Annotated in this window: 11 protein-coding genes; 5 read left to right on the forward strand and 6 right to left on the reverse strand. The window is 71.1% G+C overall.

Annotated features, from left to right (window positions below):
- Positions 1–13: 13 nt before the first annotated feature.
- Positions 14–388, forward strand: coding sequence for a GtrA family protein (locus WAB15_RS16590; protein WP_407289236.1), 375 nt, complete (start codon positions 14–16; stop codon positions 386–388).
- On the opposite strand, the gene WAB15_RS16595 is transcribed toward WAB15_RS16590, so the two are convergent.
- Positions 367–2,553 carry a PIG-L family deacetylase gene (locus WAB15_RS16595; protein WP_407286731.1) on the reverse strand — a complete coding sequence of 729 codons (2,187 nt, stop codon included), beginning with the start codon at positions 2,551–2,553 and terminating at the stop codon, positions 367–369. The genes WAB15_RS16590 and WAB15_RS16595 overlap by 22 nt on opposite strands.
- A gap of 204 nt (positions 2,554–2,757) precedes the next feature.
- On the opposite strand from WAB15_RS16595, the gene WAB15_RS16600 reads away from it, so the two are divergent.
- Positions 2,758–5,112: a CDP-glycerol glycerophosphotransferase family protein gene (locus WAB15_RS16600; protein WP_407286732.1), complete on the forward strand. Its 2,355-nt coding sequence runs from the start codon at positions 2,758–2,760 to the stop codon at positions 5,110–5,112.
- A gap of 264 nt (positions 5,113–5,376) precedes the next feature.
- On the opposite strand, the gene WAB15_RS16605 is transcribed toward WAB15_RS16600, so the two are convergent.
- Entirely contained in the window at positions 5,377–5,997 is a 621-nt protein-coding gene (locus WAB15_RS16605; RefSeq protein WP_399147002.1) for a TetR/AcrR family transcriptional regulator, read from the reverse strand.
- Positions 5,998–6,133: 136 nt separating this feature from the next.
- Between WAB15_RS16605 and WAB15_RS16610 the strand changes: the two genes are divergently transcribed.
- Both WAB15_RS16610 and WAB15_RS16615 read left to right on the forward strand, forming a co-directional pair.
- The gene (locus WAB15_RS16610; protein WP_399147003.1) at positions 6,134–7,069 is read left to right on the forward strand and encodes an ABC transporter permease; all 936 of its coding nucleotides are present in this window, start codon (positions 6,134–6,136) and stop codon (positions 7,067–7,069) included.
- A 4-nt stretch (positions 7,070–7,073) separates the two neighbouring features.
- Entirely contained in the window at positions 7,074–7,877 is an 804-nt protein-coding gene (locus WAB15_RS16615; protein ID WP_407289237.1) for an ABC transporter ATP-binding protein, read from the forward strand.
- Positions 7,878–8,030: 153 nt separating this feature from the next.
- Here WAB15_RS16615 and WAB15_RS16620 read toward each other — a convergent pair whose 3' ends face one another.
- The 3 genes from WAB15_RS16620 to WAB15_RS16630 all read right to left on the reverse strand — a co-directional run bounded on the left by WAB15_RS16620 (position 8,031) and on the right by WAB15_RS16630 (position 14,692).
- Positions 8,031–12,992: an NAD-glutamate dehydrogenase gene (locus tag WAB15_RS16620; protein WP_399151060.1), complete on the reverse strand. Its 4,962-nt coding sequence runs from the start codon at positions 12,990–12,992 to the stop codon at positions 8,031–8,033.
- 475 nt (positions 12,993–13,467) lie between these two features.
- Complete coding sequence (locus WAB15_RS16625) at positions 13,468–14,130, reverse strand: HAD family hydrolase (protein WP_407286733.1); 663 nt, start codon at positions 14,128–14,130, stop codon at positions 13,468–13,470.
- A 55-nt stretch (positions 14,131–14,185) separates the two neighbouring features.
- Positions 14,186–14,692, reverse strand: coding sequence for a DUF6912 family protein (locus WAB15_RS16630; RefSeq protein WP_407286734.1), 507 nt, complete (start codon positions 14,690–14,692; stop codon positions 14,186–14,188).
- Positions 14,693–14,988: 296 nt separating this feature from the next.
- Between WAB15_RS16630 and WAB15_RS16635 the strand changes: the two genes are divergently transcribed.
- Positions 14,989–15,720: an Rv3235 family protein gene (locus WAB15_RS16635; RefSeq protein WP_407286735.1), complete on the forward strand. Its 732-nt coding sequence runs from the start codon at positions 14,989–14,991 to the stop codon at positions 15,718–15,720.
- 92 nt (positions 15,721–15,812) lie between these two features.
- On the opposite strand, the gene secA is transcribed toward WAB15_RS16635, so the two are convergent.
- Complete coding sequence (gene secA, locus WAB15_RS16640; RefSeq protein ID WP_407286736.1) at positions 15,813–18,620, reverse strand: preprotein translocase subunit SecA; 2,808 nt, start codon at positions 18,618–18,620, stop codon at positions 15,813–15,815.
- Positions 18,621–18,859: the final 239 nt, after the last annotated feature.

Raw genomic sequence — 18,859 nt, forward strand, 5'->3', positions numbered from 1 at the left:
CCGTTGGGGCCAGATGGTGCGCTTCGCCGCCGTCGGCGGGGTCAACACGGCGACGTTCTACGCCTGCTATCTGGCGCTGCACCGCCTGCTGCCGTACTTCGCGGCCTACACCGCGAGCTTCGCGCTGAGCATGGTCTGCTCGTTCCTCCTCAACGCCCGCTTCACCTACCGGACCCGCCCGACGTGGCGGAAGTTCCTGCTGTTCCCGCTGACGCAGGCCACCAACTACGGGGTGCAGAGCGCGGGACTGGTGGCGCTGGTGAGCTGGCTGGGGGTGAGCACGACGGTGGCGCCGCTGGCGGCGGCCGGCTGTGCGCTGCCCTTCACCTACCTCCTCTCCCGGCGCATCCTGCTGCGCCCGGCGGCTCAGGCCGGTCCCTCGTCCTGAGCCCGCCAGCGCCCGAACGGCGCGCTCTGCCCGGCTCCGGTCTGACGGGTCGTATAGAGCCGGCCGTCGTTGCCCAGGACGACGACCACCGCGCGTCCGGCGACGTCCTGGGCGGCCCCGGCGGCCGCCGAGTGCGCCACCCGGCCGCGCTGCCAGGGCTTGGGCGCGTCCTGGGCCATCGCCGTCCGCAGCTCGCCGTCGTCGTCGCGGGCCGCGAGCACCATCCGGTCGCCGCCGCCGATCGGCGCCGCCGCCACCCGCCCGTAGCCGCCGACCGCCTCGCACTGCGCCGACACCCGCCATCCGCCGATGGTCCGCTGCCGCTCGGCGATCAGCACCTGCGCGGTGTCCGCGCGGCGGTAGGCGAGGCGGACCACGCCGCCGGCCAGCGGCACGGCGCTGACCGGGCCGGCCGGTTGCGGCAGCCCGGTGGCAGCGGCAGGCCGGGGGGTCTGCCCGGCCCGCTTCGACACCCAGTGCTGCACGGTCCGGGCGCTCGGGGCGACCAGATGGATCAGCCCGTCGGAGTCCACGCACGCATCGATGTCGTCGACGATCCCCGGGGACGCCTGCAGCGCGCTGACCGGGCCCTCCAGCCGCTCCCAGGGCGAGAAGGGCCCGGGGAGCGTCACGGCCCGGTGGGCGATGTTGCCGTCCCAGGTCCGGACGAAGACATGCACCGTGCCGTCCGGGGTGGCCACCGCCGCCGGGAAGCCGATCTCCAGCGACCGGACCGGGTCCGGGTCCGGGGAGCCCAGCGGCTCCCAGCGCCCGAAGGCGGGCCCGCCGTCCGCCGCGGTGCCGCGCTGCACCGCCGTCACCACCTCACGGCGGTGGTCGGTGTGACGGCCCGGCAGCACGGTGCGGGAGGCGAACAGCACCAGCGCGCCGTCGGACCGGCGCACCGCGTGGATCTGCCCCTGCAGCAGCTCCCCGCCGGCCGGCAGCGGCGCGCCGAAGCGGCCGCTGCCCGGCCGGGTCTCGGCCCAGCGGTACGCCGCGCCGCCCAGCACCGCGAAGGCGGCGAGCCGGCCGTCGTGGGCGGCGCGGAGCCAGCCGTTGGAGCCGGGGGCGCGCAGCCGGGTGGAGCGGGTCCAGTTGCGGGAGGTGCCCCTGAGCGCCGAGCCGCCCACCTTGCGGTCGCCGCAGCCGGCCGGGTCGCCGCAGCGGCGGCGGTCGGCCCACCCGTACACGGACAGCACCCGGGCCTTGCGGCGGGCGGTGGCGGCGTCGACGTCGTGGGGCAGCGCGCCGGCCTCGTAGCCGAGGTAGTTCTCCACGATGGCCGGGTGGTGCGGCGCGCCGCCCCGGTGGGCGGCCAGCGCGGCCTGCGCGAAGTAGGCGGAGGCGATGTGGTCCTGATGGTCGTAGTAGCGCAGGCCGGCCAGCCGGGGGTCGTGGTCCGCGGTGGCCGGCGGGCGCTTGCGGGAGTGCGCCGCGTTCGGGTCCAGGGTCCGTACGACGGTGGGCCGGACCCGTTCGAGCACCGCCAGCAGGGTCTGGACGACCTGGTCGCGGGTGTAGTGCAACTGCCGCTCTACGGGGGTGCCGGCGGGCCGCAGCGTGGGCAGGGTGCCGGCGGCGCCCAGCCACAGGCCGCGCAGGCTCGTGGTGCGGGCCTGCCAGACGGCCCGGGCCTCCACCAGCTGGAGGAAGACCAGCCGGTGGTGCGGGGCGCCCTGCAGCGTGTGGACCTCCACCTGGAAGCCGGGCAGCAGCGACACCGCGGCGACGTCCCAGGGCGCGGCGGGGTTGCCGGTGGCCATCGCGGCGTGTGCGGCGCGCAGCCCGTTGGTGCGGGCGCGGGCGAAGGCGGCCCGGTCCTCGGGGACGCTGCCGGGCTGGAGGGCGGCCGGGCTGACGTTGCGTCCGTCGGCCTCGCCGCCCGTAAGACAGACCGTCACCGAGCGCGCCCCGCAGCGCAGGGACTGCTCCAGATCGGGGTTCATGAAGAACAGTCCGTCGTCGGCGTGCGCGACGACCTGGACGAAGCACTGGTCCGCGGGGTCCACCAGCATCCGTCCGGGGCCGCCCGGCGCGGCCGGGTGGCGGTCCGTCAGATGCCAGGAGCGGATGGCCGTGCCCGCGGCCGCGGCGAGCGCCCCACCGCCGGCGGCCTGGAGCAGCCGGCGGCGGGAGACGCGGGGTGGGGGCGTGGATGACACTCCCTCAGTATTCGGTCGCGCCGGCGATCCCGCTCGCCCGAAAGTTCACCACTTGACCACTTACGTGATGAGCGCCACAGAACTTTCAGGTTACGAACAACAACCTTTTTGGGTTAACGCGAGTCAGAAGGCTGACAATGTAAGAGACCCCTTTGGGGCTTTTTTGCGTTCTGTACTCAGCTCGCCACGAGGAGTAAGCACCGCATGTCCGAGACAGACCTCGACGCCGTACCCCGCTTCAGCATCATCGTCCCCGTGTTCAGAGTGCAGGGTTTCCTGCGCGAGTGCATGGACTCGGTGCTGACGCAGGACCACACGGACTTCGAGCTGATCGCCGTCGACGACTGCTCACCCGACCGCAGCGGCGCCATCCTGGACGAATACGCCGCCCGCGACGACCGCGTCCAGGTCCTGCACCTGCCGGAGAACGTCGGCCTGGGCCTGGCCCGCAACGCCGGCCTGGAGAAGGTCCGCGGCGACTACATCCTCTTCCTCGACAGCGACGACACCCTCGTGCCCGGCGCGCTCAGCGCGCTGGCCCAGCGGCTGGACGCCACCGAGGACCCCGAGATCCTGATCTTCGACTACGCGCGGACCTACTGGGACGGCTCCGCCCGCCGCAACGCGCTCGCCGAGCTGCTCGACGAGTCCGGCGCGCCGGCCTTCTCGCTCGCCGAGCGCCCCGAGATCCTCGAACTGCTGCAGATCGTCTGGAACAAGGCCTACCGCCGCGACTTCGTCGAGGAGCACGGCTTCGAGTTCCCGGTGGGCTACTACGAGGACGCTCCCTGGACGTTCTGCACGCTGATCACCGCCGCGCGGATCGCCGTCCTGGACCGGGTCTGCCTGCACTACCGCCAGCGCCGCCAGGGCGGCAACATCCTGCGCACCACCAGCCGCAAGCACTTCGACGTCTTCGACCAGTACGCGCGGGTCTTCGCCTACCTCGACGCGCACCCCGAACTGTCGCGCTGGCGCCCACACATGTTCCGCAAGATGATCGACCACTACCTGACCGTGCTGGACAAGCCCGGCCGGCTGCCGCACAACGCCCAGGCCGAGTTCTTCCACCGCGCCGCCCGCGACTACCGCATGCGCATCCCGGCGGGCTTCGTCCGCCCCACCGGCATGGCCGGCGGCAAGTACGCGCTGCTGGCCAAGGACGCCTACCCCGCGCTGGCCGGCCTCAAGGTCGCCGGCAAGGTGCAGCGCACGGTGCGCAAGCACGCGGGCAAGAAGGTCAAGCAGGCCAAGAAGAAGGCCATGGACCTGCGCTACCAGGCCCTGCTGCGGCAGCCCCTGGACGACAAGCTCGCGGTCTACTCCGCGTACTGGAACCGGCTGCCGTCCTGCAACCCGCTGGCGATCTACGAGAAGGCCAAGGAGCTGGCCCCCGACGTCCACGGCGTCTGGGTCGTCAAGGCGCACCTGGCCGACCAGGTCCCCGCGGGCGTCGACCACGTGGTGCTGAACTCGCCGCGTTACTGGGAGGTCATGGCCCGCGCCAAGTACCTCGTCAACAACGTCAACTTCGCCGACGGCGTGGTCAAGCGCGAGGGCCAGGTCCACCTGCAGACCCACCACGGCACCCCGCTGAAGTCGATGGGCGTCGACCAGAAGCGCTACCCGGCCGCCGCCAAGGGCATGAGCTTCCGCAAACTGCTGGCCCGCGCCGACCGCTGGGACTACTCGGTCTCCTCCAACCAGCACACCACCGAGCAGTGGGAGCGCGTCTACCCCTGCAACTTCGAGTCGGTGGACGCCGGTTACCCCCGCAACGACGTCTACTACCGCGCCACCGCGCAGGACGTCCTGGACATCCGCGAGCGCCTGGGCATCGCCCCCGGCAAGACGGCCGTCCTCTACGCGCCGACCATGCGCGACTACCAGGTCGGCTATGTGCCCCGGCTCGATCTGGAGAAGATCTCCCGCGAGCTGGGCTCGGGCGACCAGGACTTCGTACTGCTGGTGCGCACCCACTACTTCTACGACCAGGACCCGGGCCTGCAGGAGCTGCAGGAGCGCGGCGCGCTGATCGACGTCTCCGGCCACCCGGTCGTCGAGGAGCTGTGCCTGGCCGCGGACGCGCTGGTCACCGACTACTCGTCGATCATGTTCGACTACGCCAACCTCGACCGGCCGATCATCAACTACGCCGACGACTGGGACACCTACGTCCGCTCCCGCGGTGTCACCTTCGACCTGCTCTCCGGCGAGCCGGGCGACACCCCGGGCGTGCTCGCCACCACCGAGGACGAGCTGATCGAGGCGTTCCGCAGCGGCCGCTGGGACGACGAGCGGGCGACCGAGCTGCGCGCCGCGTTCCGCGCGCGGTTCTGCCAGTGGGACGACGGAAACGCCGCCGAGCGCGTGGTGCGCCGGGTCCTCCTCGGCCAGCAGACGCTCCCCGAGCCGCTGCCGCAGGACGAGCGCACCGTCGCCCCGTCCCCGCGCGCCGCGGCCGCGGCGGCCGGCCTGGTCAAGCTGCCGGCCCCGCGCACCGCGGCGGACGACAACGTGACGGCCCCGGGCGGCCCGGACATCGAGATGGCGGGCTGAGACGCCGGTCCTGCGCGCACGGACGCCGCAGGCAGGCACGCAGACGCACGCACCGCTGCCCCCGGCCGGATCTCCCGGCCGGGGGCAGCGGTGCGTTCCCGCCGCAGGTCCCACGTGCACCGCAGGCCAAGGCCCCCGCCGCAGCCCACGGGAATACCCGCCCCGCCCCTCCTCGTTGTGGCCCCGCAGGGGGCCCTCGCACCCCCTACGGGATGCGTTCGCCCCCGCCCTAGGGAAACCCCCGGGGGCGCCCCCGTCCGCCCCTCACTCCGCCCCGAGCGCCGCCACCACCGAGCCCGACAGCGCATCGAGGTACCCCTTGGGCAGCCCGTCGCGGACGACCAGCAGCCGCCAGTACAGCGGCCCGGTCAGCAGATCCAGCGCGAGGTGGGCATCGACGTCCTGCGGCAGCTCACCGCGCTCCACCGCCCGGGCCACCACCGCGGCCGCCACACCCTGCTGGCTGTCGTGCAGCGCCGTCTTCAGCGCCTGCGCCAGCTCCGGGCTGCGGGCCGCCTCCGCCAGCAGGTCCGGGATGATCTGCGAGGCCATCGGGTGCTTCAGCGCCCGGGCCGCGACCTCCAGCAGCATCCGTACGTCGCCGCGCAGCGAACCGGTGTCGGGCGCCGGCAGCCCGGCGGCGGCCACCGCGGAGACCACGTCCAGCACCAGGTGCAGTTTGGAGCGCCACCGCCGGTAGACGGCGGTCTTGCCGACGCCCGCCCGCCGCGCGATGCCCTCGATCGACATCCGGGCGAAGCCCACCGCGGCCAGTTCCTCGAAGACCGCGGCGCGGATCGCCTCGGTCTTGTCCTCGCGCAGTACGGCGGCGCCCGCCGGGGCCCGGCGCGCCGCGGGCCCGCTCCCGCTGCCTTCTTTTGCCATGCCATGAGCTTAGCGTCACGACGCTACGGTTGCGTTTCGACGTGAGCTCCCTTTAGTGTCGGCGTCACGACGATACGGACCCGTTCCGTCGCTGGACCCGTTCTGCGGCCCCCGTACGCAAGCGAAAGCGGCCCTCATGCCCCAGACCCTCGCTCCCCCGACCCCGGCGCCCGCCCGGGTGCCGGGAGCCGGCGCAGCCTCCGATACCGAGCTGCGCGCTCTGGCCGAACGCCACGGCCTGACGGTGAGCGGCGCCCGTCCCCCGCTGCCCGAGTACGTCCGGCAGCTGTGGCACCGGCGGCACTTCATCGCCTCGTTCGCGACCGCCAAGCTCACCGCGACGTACACCACGGCCAAGCTCGGCCAGCTCTGGCAGGTGATGACGCCGCTGCTCAACGCCGGTGTCTACTTCTTGATCTTCGGTGTGCTGCTCGGCACGAGGAACCACGTCCCCGACTACGTCCCGTTCCTGGTGACCGGCGTCTTCGTCTTCACCTTCACGCAGAACTCGGTGATGGCCGGTACGCGGGCGATCTCGGGCAACCTGGGTCTGGTGCGGGCGCTGCACTTCCCGCGCGCCTGTCTGCCGATCTCGTTCTGCCTGATGCAGCTGCAGCAGTTGCTGTTCTCCATGGGCGTGCTGATGGTCATCCTGCTGGGCTTCGGGCAGCTGCCGACCTGGTCGTGGCTGCTGGTGCTCCCCGCGCTGGCGCTGCAGTTCGTCTTCAACACCGGCCTGGCGATGGTCATGGCGCGGCTGGGCTCGAAGACCCCGGACCTGGCGCAGCTGATGCCGTTCGTCATGCGGACGTGGATGTACGCGTCCGGCGTGATGTTCAGCCTCAGTGTGATCCTGAAGGGCAAGCACCTCCCGAAGATCGTGGAGGTGCTGCTCACCGGCAATCCGGCGGCCGTCTACATCGACCTGATGCGCTTCGCGCTGATCGACAGCTTCACCAGGCGGGAGCTGCCCCACCACGTGTGGGCGTTCGCCGTCGGCTGGGCGCTGATTGCCGGTGTCATCGGCTTTGTGTACTTCTGGAAGGCTGAGGAGCGGTACGGACGTGGCTGAGGTCATGACGGAACAGAAGAGTGGCGTCCAGCCGGCCCAGGCCCCCGGCGCCGGTGTCCCGACGGTGATCGCGGACGATCTGCACATCGTCTACCGGGTCTACGGCACCGGCGCGGGCAAGGGCAGTGCCACCGCGGCCCTCAACCGCATCGTCCGCCGCAAGCCCTCGACCGGTGTGCGCGAGGTGCACGCGGTCAAGGGCGTGTCCTTCACCGCCTACCGGGGTGAGTCGATCGGCCTGATCGGCTCCAACGGCTCGGGCAAGTCGACGCTGCTCAAGGCGGTCGCCGGGCTGCTGCCCGCGGAGCGCGGCCGGGTCTACACCCACGGCCAGCCCTCCCTGCTGGGCGTCAACGCGGCCCTGATGAACGACCTGACCGGCGAGCGGAACGTCATCCTCGGCGGCCTGGCGATGGGCATGTCCCGCGAGCAGATCCGCGAGCGCTACGACGGCATCGTCGACTTCTCCGGCATCAACGACAAGGGCGACTTCATCTCGCTGCCGATGCGCACCTACTCCTCCGGTATGGCCGCCCGGCTGCGGTTCTCCATCGCCGCCGCCAAGGACCACGACGTGCTGATGATCGACGAGGCCCTGGCCACCGGCGACCGCGCCTTCCAAAAGCGCTCCGAGGCCCGCATCCGCGAGCTGCGCAAGGAAGCCGGCACGGTCTTCCTGGTCAGCCACAACAACAAGTCCATCCGCGACACCTGCGACCGCGTCCTGTGGCTGGAGCGCGGCGAACTGCTGATGGACGGCCCCACGGACGAGGTCATCAAGGCGTACGAGAAGGAAACGGGCAAGTAGCGCCGCACACGCGGCAGAACGCCGGACGGGCTGGAAGTACTCCAGCCCGTCCGGCGTTTTCAGTCCGTCCGACGCATTCCAGCCCGTCCGGCATCTGAGAGAGGAGGGGCGGGCGCCGAGGCGCCCGCCCCTCCGTTCAGCGGTGCCTACGCATCAGCTGTGCGTACGCAGCAGCGTCCGCATGGTCCGCATGGCGACGGACAGGTTCGCCAGATCGAAGCCCTCGGACCCGTGGATCTCCTCCAGCGTCGCCCGGGCACGGCTGAGGATCGCCGCGTTCGCTTCCTCCCAGGCCTTGAACCGCTGCTCGGGCGTCGCGGAGCCGTTGCCCGCCGACAGCACATCGGCGGTCAGCGCCGCATGCGCCGCGAAGAGGTCCTCGCGGATCGAGGCGCGGGCCATCGACTGCCAGCGGTCGTTGCGCGGCAGCTCCAGGATGCGGTCGAGGAGTTGGTTGATCCGCAGCCGGTCGCCCAGGTCGTAGTAGACCTCGGCGACCTCCAGCGGCTCCTTGCCCATGCGGTCCGCGACGGCGACGATGTCCAGCGCCGGGAAGACCGAGGAGAAGCCGGACACCTGGACGGCCAGCGGCTCGGGCACGCCCGCGCCGGTCAGCTCGTCCAGGATCGTCTGGAACCACTCCAAGTCGCCGCCCTGCAGCAGCTTGGGCAGCTCCGCCCAGACCTGCGCGACCCGCTCGGTGAAGAAGTCGATGGTCGTCGACAGCTCCAGCGGCTGCGGGCGGTTGTTGAGCAGCCAGCGGGTGCCGCGCTCGACAAGTCGGCGCGAGTGCAGCCGGATGCGGGTCTGGACCTCGGCGGCGACGACATTGTCCAGCGCCTCGACGTCGTCCCAGACCTGGTTGAGCCCGAAGATCGCGCGGGCCGCGGTGTGCGCCCGGACGACCTCTTCGAGGGAGGCGCCGGTCTCCTCCCGCATGCGGTGCAGGAAGCTCGTACCGCCGCTGTTGACGGTGTCGTTGACCATGACCGTGGTGATGATCTCGCGGCGCAGCGCATGCCCGTCGACCTGCTCGGCGAAGCGGTCGTAGAGCGCCGAGGGGAAGTAGGCGTGCAGCAGCCGTTCCAGGTACGGATCGTCCGGCAGCCCGGTCTGGATCAGCGCCTCCGCCACCGTGATCTTGGTGTACGCCAGGAGCACCGCGGTCTCGGGCTGGGTCAGGCCGCGGCCGGTGTTCAGCCGCTCGCGGATCTGCCGGTCGGTCGGCAGGAACTCCAGCGCCCGGTCGAGGTCGCCGTCGCGCACCAGGCGCCGCATGAAGCGCTGCTGGGCGTGGAGCATGCTGGAGGACTGGGCCAGGGCCAGGGCCAGGGCGGTGTTCTGCGCGTAGTTGTTGCGCAGTACCAGCGCGCCGACCTCGTCGGTCATCTCGGCCAGCAGCTTGTTGCGCTGCTTGACCGTCATGTCCCCTTCGGCGACCACGGCGTTGAGCAGGATCTTGATGTTCACCTCGTGGTCGGAGGTGTCGACGCCGGCGCTGTTGTCGATCGCGTCGGTGTTGATCCTCCCGCCGGCCATGGCGAACTCGATCCGGCCCAGCTGGGTCAGGCCCAGGTTGCCGCCCTCGCCGACGACCTTGACCCGCAGCTCCTCGCCGTCGACGCGGATGGCGTCGTTGGCCTTGTCGCCCACGTCGGCGTGGGTCTCCGCCGAGGACTTCACGTACGTGCCGATGCCGCCGTTCCACAGCAGGTCGACCGGTGCCTTGAGGATGGCCCGCATCAGATCGGCCGGGGTCATCTTCTTCACGCCGGCCTCGATGCCGAGGGCGGCCCGTACCTGCGCGTTGATCGGGATCGACTTGGCCGAGCGCGGGTGGATGCCGCCGCCCTGCGAGAGCAGCTCGGTGTGGTAGTCCGCCCAGGACGAGCGCGGCAGTTCGAACAGCCGGCGGCGCTCGGCGTAGGAGGTCGCCGCGTCCGGGTTCGGGTCGAGGAAGATGTGCCGGTGGTCGAAGGCGGCGACCAGCCGGATGTGCTCGCTGAGCAGCATGCCGTTGCCGAAGACGTCGCCGGACATGTCGCCGACGCCGACCACGGTGAAGTCCTGGGTCTGGGTGTCGTGGCCCAGCTCGCGGAAGTGCCGCTTGACCGACTCCCAGGCGCCGCGGGCGGTGATGCCCATGCCCTTGTGGTCGTAGCCGGCGCTGCCGCCGGAGGCGAAGGCGTCACCGAGCCAGAAGCCGTACGACTCGGCGACCTCGTTGGCGATGTCGGAGAACGTCGCGGTGCCCTTGTCGGCGGCGACGACCAGGTAGGTGTCGTCCTCGTCGTGGCGGACGACGTCCTTCGGGGGGACGACCTCGCCGCCGACGAGGTTGTCGGTGATGTCCAGCAGACCGGAGATGAAGGTCTTGTAGGAGGCGATGCCCTCGGCCAGCCAGGCGTCCCGGTCCTGCGACGGGTCCGGCAGCTGCTTGCCGACGAAGCCGCCCTTGGCACCGACCGGCACGATGACGGTGTTCTTGACCATCTGCGCCTTGACCAGGCCGAGGATCTCCGTACGGAAGTCCTCCCGGCGGTCCGACCAGCGCAGACCGCCGCGGGCGACCTTGCCGAACCGCAGGTGGACGCCCTCGACCTTCGGGGAGTACACCCAGATCTCGTAGGCCGGGCGGGGCGCCGGCAGGTCCGGCATGGCCTGCGGGTCCAGCTTCATGGACAGGTAGCCGTGCGGCTTGCCCTGGCTGTTCTTCTGGTAGTGGTTGGTGCGCAGCGTCGCCTTGATGACGGTCAGGAAGGACCGCAGGATCCGGTCCTCGTCCAGGGAGGCGACCTGGTCCAGCGCCCCGTCCAGCTCTTCGAGCAGCCCGTCGGTCAGCTCCGTGCCCGCGCTCTGGCGCCCGGGGGACATCCGCGCCTCGAAGAGCGAGACCAGCAGCCGGGTGGTGTGGACGTTGTTGGAGAGGGTGTCCTCCATGTACGTCTGGCTGAAGGTCGACCCGGCCTGCCGCAGGTACTTGGCGTAGGCCCGCAGGACCATCGCCTGGCGCCAGTTGAGGCCCGCGCGCAGCACCAGCTTGTTGAAGTTGTCGCTCTCGGCCGCGCCGGTCCACACGGCGTTGAAGGCTTCCTGGAAGCGCTCGCGGGCGTCGTCGCCCTTGACGTGCTCCGGCATCCGCAGCCCGAAGTCGTAGACCCAGGCGACGGTGGAGTCGGCGCCGCGCAGCTCGTGCGGGCGCTCGTCGATGACCTCGACGCCCAGGCGGTTCAGGCCGGGCAGCACCCGGGACAGCGAGACCGGCTCGCCCCTGCGGTAGATCTTGAAGCGGCGCTCGCCGGGGCCGGCGCCGACCGGCTCGGAGAGGCTGACCGCGAAGTCCTTGCCCGGCTCGCCGGTGAGCTTCTCCAGGTGCTGGAGGTCGGCGACCGCGCTGCGCGGGTTGTTGTCGGCCTTGTAGCCCTCGGGGAAGGCGTGGCCGTACTGGCGCAGCAGCTCGGCGCCGCGCTCCTCGCCGACCTCCGCGATCAGCGCCTCGGCGAAGCCGTCGGCCCAGGAGCGGGCGGCCTCGACCAGCCGGGCTTCGATGCGGTCCACATCGGCGTCGGTGAGGTCGGGGAGGGCGGAGCCGGGCTGCACGCGGATGACGAAGTGCAGGCGGGAGAGGACCGACTCGGTGTTCCAGGCCGTGAAGTCGACGCTGGTGCCGCCGAGCTCCTCCTTGAGGATGTCGATCAGGCGCAGCCGGACGTTGGTGGTGTAGCGGTCGCGCGGGAGGTAGACCAGCGCGGAGTAGTAGCGGCCGTACTCGTCCTGGCGCAGGAAGAGCCGCAGCCGGCGGCGCTCTTGGAGGTAGAGCACGCTCGTGGCGATGGACCGCAGTTCGTCGACGGGCGTCTGGAAGAGCTCGTCGCGCGGGTAGGTCTCCAGGATCTGCAACAGGTCGCGGCCGTCGTGGCTGTCCGGGCTGAAGCCCGCGCCTTCGAGGACCTCGGCGACCTTGCGGCGGATCACCGGGACCCGGCGCACCGACTCGGTGTACGCGGCCGAGGAGAACAGGCCCAGGAAGCGCCGCTCCCCGATGACGTTGCCCTGCTCGTCGAACTTCTTGACCCCGACGTAGTCGAGGTAGGAGGGGCGGTGCACGGTGGCGCGGCTGTTGGCCTTGGTCAGGATCAGCAGCTTGTGCTCGCGGGCCTTGGCGCGGGCGTCCGCGGGCAGCCGGTTGAAGGACGGTGAGACGGGGTGGCCGTCGGCGGTCTCGCGGTGCGGCGGGTCGGCGCGCAGTATGCCCAGCCCCGTACCGGGCACGGCGGTCAGCACGTCCTCCTGGGCGCCGCCCTCACCGGGCGCGGAGGCGAGTTCGTACTCGCGGTAGCCGAGGAAGGTGAAGTGGTCGTCGGACAGCCACCGCAGCAGCTCCTGGGCCTCTTCGATCTCCATCTCGCGCAGGTCGTCGGCGACCGGCTCGGCGGGCAGCTGCTCGGAGATGCGCAGCGCGGCGCCGCGCATCTTCTCCCAGTCCTCGACGGCCTCGCGGACGTCGGACAGCACCCGCAGCAGATCCGCGGTGATCTGCTTGAGGTCCTCGCGGTCGGTCTCGCGGTCCATCTCGACATGGATCCAGGACTCGGTCAGCGCGTCGTGCGGCAGGTCGGCGGTCCTGGCCTTGCCGGTGGTGGCGCGGGTGTCGCCGTTGGTGTCGAGGACCTCGATGAGCTTGCCGGTGACGTCGCGGCGGACGATCACCTGCGGGTGGATCACCAGGTGGATGCCGCGGCCCTGCCGCGAGAGCTCGTTGGTGACCGAGTCGACCAGGAAGGGCATGTCGTCGGTGACGACCTCGACGACGGAGTGACTGCTGGTCCAGCCGTTCTCCTCGACGGTCGGGGTGTGCACCCGGACGTTGGCGGTGCCCTGCGGTCGCGTCTCCGCGAGGCGGTAGTGCGAGAGCGCGGCACCGAAGACGTCGTCCGGGTGACGGTCGATCAGGTCTTCAGGGGCGGTGTGCAGGTAGTAGCGCTGGAGGTATCCGGCAAGGGTGTCCGGGTCGAGGCCGCGTACCGGGTGCTTCCCCCCGGCCTGGCTCGTTTCAATGACCCGGGCCGCCCTGGCGAGCAGCTCTGTCTTGGCTTCGTCCAGCTTGGTCTGCATGTCCTCTGGCTCCTGTCGCGCGCCGTTGCGTGACGTTGTGGAAATACGTGGGAAGAACTGTGGAAGCCGCACAACGCCGCCGCGACGCGAGGTGTCCTGTCGCTGTCGACGCTATGCCGCGATGAGAGAGGGCCGTGCCGCATTCGACAATCTTTGACGAAGTCGACATGGAGTGTTGGCCGCAAAGACCAGCGACCGCCCGGTCACGGTGGTGCCCCGGGCGCACGGCAGGGGCCTCGATGCCCCCGCGGGTTATCGCGCTGATCACGGTGCAAGGCTATCGCTCCCTCCACGGGTGCCGTCATGGGCCTTCCACGTACAAATCCCCGGTCCGAACTTAGACCTTCTGGACAACGCTACGCCGGGCCGGCGTATGCGTGCGCGCCGGAAGCGGGCACCCCGGGCCCGGCAGGAGAGGAGCCGGGCCTGGCCCCCGCCGGCGGCAGGGCCGCACAGGGGTCCTGGCGGGCGTGCCCTAGTGGACCAGGGTCTCCGCCAGCTCCACGGCCTCGGCGAGGCTGTCCACCACCGGCACCCCGGCGGCCTGAAGGCTCCCGCGGCTGTGCGACCCGCCCGTGTAGAGCACCGCGTACGCCCCCGCGTCCCGCGCGGCCACCGCATCGTCCACCGCGTCGCCGATCACGACCGTGCGCTGCGGGACCACCTGCTCCAGCGCCGCGAAATGCCGTGCCATCTGCGCGCTCTTCGTGCCCCCGGACGGTCCGGTCCGGCCCTCCACCAGCACGAACCGCGACTCGATACCGAAGCCGCGGACGAGCGGTATCAGCTCGTCGTGCCCGAACATGCTCAGGATCGACTGGCTCCGCCCGGCCGCCTGCCACTCCGCCAGCAGCAGATCCACGCCCTCGGCGAGACCGCAGCCCAGCCGGTGCTCGCTGTAGTGCCGGTGGAACGCCTCGTCCATGACCAGCCACTCCGCGTCCGTCGGCAGCCGCCCCATCAGCCGCTCGTAGAACCGCGGGATGGGCACGCAGTACAGCTCCCGATACATCTCCAGGGTGATCGGCGCCAGCCCGATCTCCTCGAACGCGGAGTTGGTCGCCCCGATGACGGCGTCGATGTCGTGGAACAGCGTGCCGTTCCAGTCCCAGACGATGTGTGTCGCGTGCTTCCCCATGCAGAGAACGTACCCGGCTCCACTGACAACGCGGCGGACGGGCCGGCGTGGGCGCTCAGCGGATCAGTTCGGGGATCTCCTGCACGGCGAACCACATCAGATCGTGGTCCTCCGCACCGTCCACGGTGAACTGCGCGTCGTCATCGCCCTGGTCCGCCGCGCCGAGCGCCGCCGCGGCCGCCGCGACATCCGGCTCCGCGTCGGCGGCGTCCACATGCACCGCCGCGGCCTTCGACAGCGGCACCGGCCCGGTGATCCGCACCTCGCCCAGCGCCGACTGGTCCAGCCCCCGGTCGGGGTCCGCCACCGCCGCGCCCTCCGGGACGTCCAGGGCCACCACCACCCGGCGCCGCGCTACCCCGGGGTTTCCGGCGAGCAGCCGCAGCGAGGCCTGGGCCGCGCGGTTCAGCGCCGCGTACTCCAGCTCCTCGATGTCGTCCGAGACGTACCACTCGCGCAGCGCGGGCGTGACGGCGTACGCCCCGAGGGCGGCGGGGCCCAGCTCGCCGTTCTTGTGCGCCTCTGCGAGACCGGGGAGGGTCAGGGGGACATAGACGCGCATGGCAGCCGCTTCCGCTCGATTCGCTCGACTCTGAAGATTGTCCCGCCAGCATACGGGCGTGCGTCCCCCATCGTGCCGCCCCCAGGGGACCCGCACCGCCCGCTCCGGGCCCCTCCCGCACCCCGCCGCAGCGGCTGAAATCCGGCCCCGTGCCACGGACGGGTGAACTCCGACCGCCCCTCACCCCGGCCGCCGCGCGCCTTGCTGCGGGCCCGCGTCCGCCGATACGAAGTTCCCCACCAAAAGCTACCGCCCAGTAATCCACTGGGCCCGGCACAACGGGGGCGATCACCACCATGACCGGAAACCACACCACGACGACCATCACCACGCGGGCCGCGACCGACGCCGGCGGCACGAGGACCAACGACCCCGCGACGACCACCGGCACGCCGCCGACCACCGGCCCCGCGACAACTACCAACCCCGCGACAACCACTGGCCTCACGGCGACCACCGGCACCACCAGGGCCACCAGGGCCACCGGCCCCGCGGCCCCGACCGTTCCCCGGCCCCGGCGCGCCCCCGCGGGCCGGCGCCCGGCCGGCCCGGCAGGCAGCGGTCCCGCCCAGGCCGGCCGGGGCACCACCCGCACCGTCGGGCGCCCGGGCCGCCCCGCCGCGCCCGGCACCCCGCTGCCGACCGTCGGGGCGCAGCGCCGGGCCCACGAGAGCCGGCCGCATCACTGGTTCGCCCATCAGCTGGTGCGCACGCTCAGCGGGCAGCAGCCCGTCCACGCGCTGCTGGGACACGCGCTGCCGGCCGCCTACGACCGGCTGGTGGAGCTGGCCCCGCTGGCGCCGCTGCGGCCCCTTCCCGCCCCGGGGCGGCGCGGCGCGGTCCCGACCCTGCGCGAGTGCGGACTGTGCCGGCCGCGTAGCGGGGTCATCGAGGCGTTCGCCCGGATCGCGGCGGGTGAGCGGCTGCGAGCCCTCGCCTTCCGGCTGGAGCTGGGCGCCGACGCCCGGTGGCGGTGCGCCGCGCTGGACATCGGCCCGGCTCCGGCCCTGCCGAGCCCGGCGCCGTGACCACCGCACGCAGAGGCGCCCCGGCCGTGCTCCGGCCGGGGCGCCCCGCTGCTGCGCGGCCCCGGCATGTCCTGCCGGAGCCACGTCACCGCTTACTTCTTGCGGCGGCGACCGCCGCTCTTCTGGGCCTTGCGCCGCTCCGCGCGGGTCAGCCCGTCGGCCTCGGACCGGGCCGGGCCGCCGGCCTCCTCGTCGCTGATGAAGTCGCCCTCGACGACGCTGCCGTCACCGTCGACCTTCGGCGCGGTGAAGTGCAGCCGGTCCGGCCGCTGCGGCGCCTCCAGGCCCTTGGCGTGGATCTCGGGGCGCCCCGCGCCGGCGGGGACCGCCTCCTGCTCGGCCTCCTGCACCGGGACCTCCTCGACCTGCTGCTCGACCTGGACCTCCAGGTTGAACAGGTAGCCGACGGACTCCTCCTTGATGCCCTCCATCATCGCGGTGAACATGTCGAAGCCCTCGCGCTGGTACTCGACCAGCGGGTCCTTCTGGGCCATCGCCCGCAGGCCGATGCCCTCCTGGAGGTAGTCCATCTCGTAGAGGTGCTCACGCCACTTGCGGTCCAGGACGGACAGCACGACCCGGCGCTCCAGCTCGCGCATGATGTCCGAGCCGAGCTGCTCCTCACGGGCGGCGTACTGCTCGTGGACGTCGTCCTTCGCGGCGTCGGCGATGAACTCGGCGGTGATGCCCGCGCGGTCGCCGGCCTCCTCCTCCAGCTCCTCGACGGTCACCTTGACCGGGTAGAGCTGCTTGAACGCGCCCCACAGGCGGTCCAGGTCCCACTCCTCGGCGAAGCCCTCGACGGTCTCCGCCTGGATGTAGGCGTCGATGGTGTCGTCCATGAAGTGCTTGATCTGCTCCTGCAGGTCCTCGCCCTTCAGGACGCGACGGCGCTCGCCGTAGATGACCTCGCGCTGGCGGTTGAGCACCTCGTCGTACTTCAGGACGTTCTTGCGCGTCTCGAAGTTCTGCTGCTCGACCTGCGACTGGGCGGAGGCGATCGCCCGCGTCACCATCTTGTTCTCGATCGGGACGTCGTCCGGCACGTTGGCCATCGCCATGACCCGCTCGACCATCTGGGCCTTGAACAGCCGCATCAGGTCGTCGCCCAGGGAGAGGTAGAACCGCGACTCGCCGGGGTCGCCCTGACGGCCGGAGCGACCGCGCAGCTGGTTGTCGATCCGGCGCGACTCATGCCGCTCCGTGCCGAGCACATACAGCCCGCCGAGCTCCTTGACCTCCTCGAACTCCGCCTTGACCGCGGCCTCGGCGCGCTCCAGGGCGGCGGGCAGCGCGGCCGCCCACTCCTCGACGTGCTCGACCGGGTCCAGGCCCATCTGGCGCAGCTCGGCCTCGGCCAGGTCGTCGGGGTTGCCGCCGAGCTTGATGTCCGTACCGCGGCCGGCCATGTTGGTGGCGACCGTCACGGCGCCCTTGCGGCCGGCCTGGGCGACGATCGACGCCTCCCGGTCGTGCTGCTTGGCGTTGAGGACCTCGTGCGGCACCCCGCGCTTGTTGAGCTGCTGGGAGAGGTACTCGGACTTCTCCACGGAGGTCGTGCCCACCAGGATCGGCTGACCCTTGGCGTGCTTCTCGACGATGTCCTCGACCACCGCGTCGAACTTCGCCGGCTCGGTGCGGTAGATCAGGTCCGCCTGGTCCATCCGGACCATCGGGCGGTTGGTCGGGATCGGGACCACGCCGAGCTTGTAGATCTGGTGGAACTCGGCGGCCTCGGTCATGGCCGTACCGGTCATGCCGGAGAGCTTGCTGTAGAGGCGGAAGAAGTTCTGCAGGGTGATCGTGGCGAGCGTCTGGTTCTCGTCCTTGATCTCCACTCCCTCCTTCGCCTCGATGGCCTGGTGCATGCCCTCGTTGTAGCGGCGGCCGGCGAGGATACGGCCGGTGTGCTCGTCGACGATCATGACTTCGCCGTCGATGACGACGTAGTCCTTGTCCTTCTTGAAGAGCTCCTTGGCCTTGATCGCGTTGTTGAGGTAACCGACGAGCGGGGTGTTGACCGACTCGTACAGGTTGTCGATGCCCAGCCAGTCCTCGACCTTGCTGACACCGGACTCGTGGATGCCGACCGTGCGCTTCTTCTCGTCGACGTCGTAGTCGCCGGTCTCCTCGATGCCGCGCTGCGGATTGGCGGCCTCACCCCTCTTGAGGCGCACCACCAACTTGGCGAAGTCGCCGTACCACTTGGTGGCCGAGTCCGCCGGGCCGGAGATGATCAGCGGCGTACGGGCCTCGTCGACGAGGATCGAGTCGACCTCGTCGACCACCGCGAAGTTATGGCCCCGCTGGACGAGTTCGTCCTGCGACCAGGCCATGTTGTCCCGCAGGTAGTCGAAGCCGAACTCGTTGTTCGTGCCGTACGTGATGTCGCAGTTGTACTGCTCGCGGCGCTGGGCGGGCGTCATGTCGGCGAGGATGCAACCGACGGTCAGGCCCAGGAACTTGTGGACCCGGCCCATCATCTCGGAGTCGCGCTCGGCCAGGTAGTCGTTCACCGTGATCAGGTGGACGCCCTTGCCGGACAGCGCGTTGAGGTACGTCGGGAGCGTACCGACCAGGGTCTTGCCCTCACCGGTCTTCATCTCGGCGACGTACCCCATGTGAAGGGCTGCGCCGCCCATCAGCTGCACGTCGTAGTGGCGCTGGCCGAGCACTCGCTTGGCGGCCTCGCGGACCGTGGCGAACGCCTCGGGCAGCAGGTCGTCGAGGCTCTCGCCGTCCGCGTAGCGCTCCTTGTACTCGTCCGTGAGTGCCCGCAGCTCAGCGTCGGAGAGGGCCGCGAAGTCCTCCTCGATGGAGTTGACCTGGCCCGCGATGCGGTGCAGTTTGCGCAGGATCTTTCCTTCGCCTGCACGCATGATCTTCGTCAAGACGGACACTTGGGCTGGTCTCCTTGCCGGTCGGGCCTGCACGGTCGAGTGCGCGGGCGCGGCATATTTCCAAGGGGGCAGGCCCCGCCGCAACGGCCATCGTAAAGGAGGACGCTGCCGAGCCGGGAGGTCCGCCGCCGCGAACCCCGCTATCCCCTTCCCCACGTGAACGCACAAGGCCGCGAGAAGGTGCCGGGCAGGTGCCGGGAATCACGCGAAAATCCTTAGCGGCCCTTTCCCCGACCGAG

The organism is Streptomyces sirii (assembly GCF_045690365.1).
GTDB classification, from domain to species: Bacteria; Actinomycetota; Actinomycetes; order Streptomycetales; family Streptomycetaceae; genus Streptomyces; species Streptomyces sirii.

Coding starts and splice junctions, on each gene's coding strand:
- WAB15_RS16620 (WP_399151060.1), bottom strand. CDS start 12,992: ATGCAGACCAAGCTGGACGAAGCCAAGACAGAGCTGCTCGCCAGGGCG.
- WAB15_RS16635 (WP_407286735.1), top strand. CDS start 14,989: ATGACCGGAAACCACACCACGACGACCATCACCACGCGGGCCGCGACC.
- WAB15_RS16600 (WP_407286732.1), top strand. CDS start 2,758: ATGTCCGAGACAGACCTCGACGCCGTACCCCGCTTCAGCATCATCGTC.
- WAB15_RS16630 (WP_407286734.1), bottom strand. CDS start 14,692: ATGCGCGTCTATGTCCCCCTGACCCTCCCCGGTCTCGCAGAGGCGCAC.
- WAB15_RS16590 (WP_407289236.1), top strand. CDS start 14: ATGGTGCGCTTCGCCGCCGTCGGCGGGGTCAACACGGCGACGTTCTAC.
- WAB15_RS16605 (WP_399147002.1), bottom strand. CDS start 5,997: ATGGCAAAAGAAGGCAGCGGGAGCGGGCCCGCGGCGCGCCGGGCCCCG.
- WAB15_RS16625 (WP_407286733.1), bottom strand. CDS start 14,130: ATGGGGAAGCACGCGACACACATCGTCTGGGACTGGAACGGCACGCTG.
- WAB15_RS16610 (WP_399147003.1), top strand. CDS start 6,134: ATGCCCCAGACCCTCGCTCCCCCGACCCCGGCGCCCGCCCGGGTGCCG.
- WAB15_RS16615 (WP_407289237.1), top strand. CDS start 7,074: ATGACGGAACAGAAGAGTGGCGTCCAGCCGGCCCAGGCCCCCGGCGCC.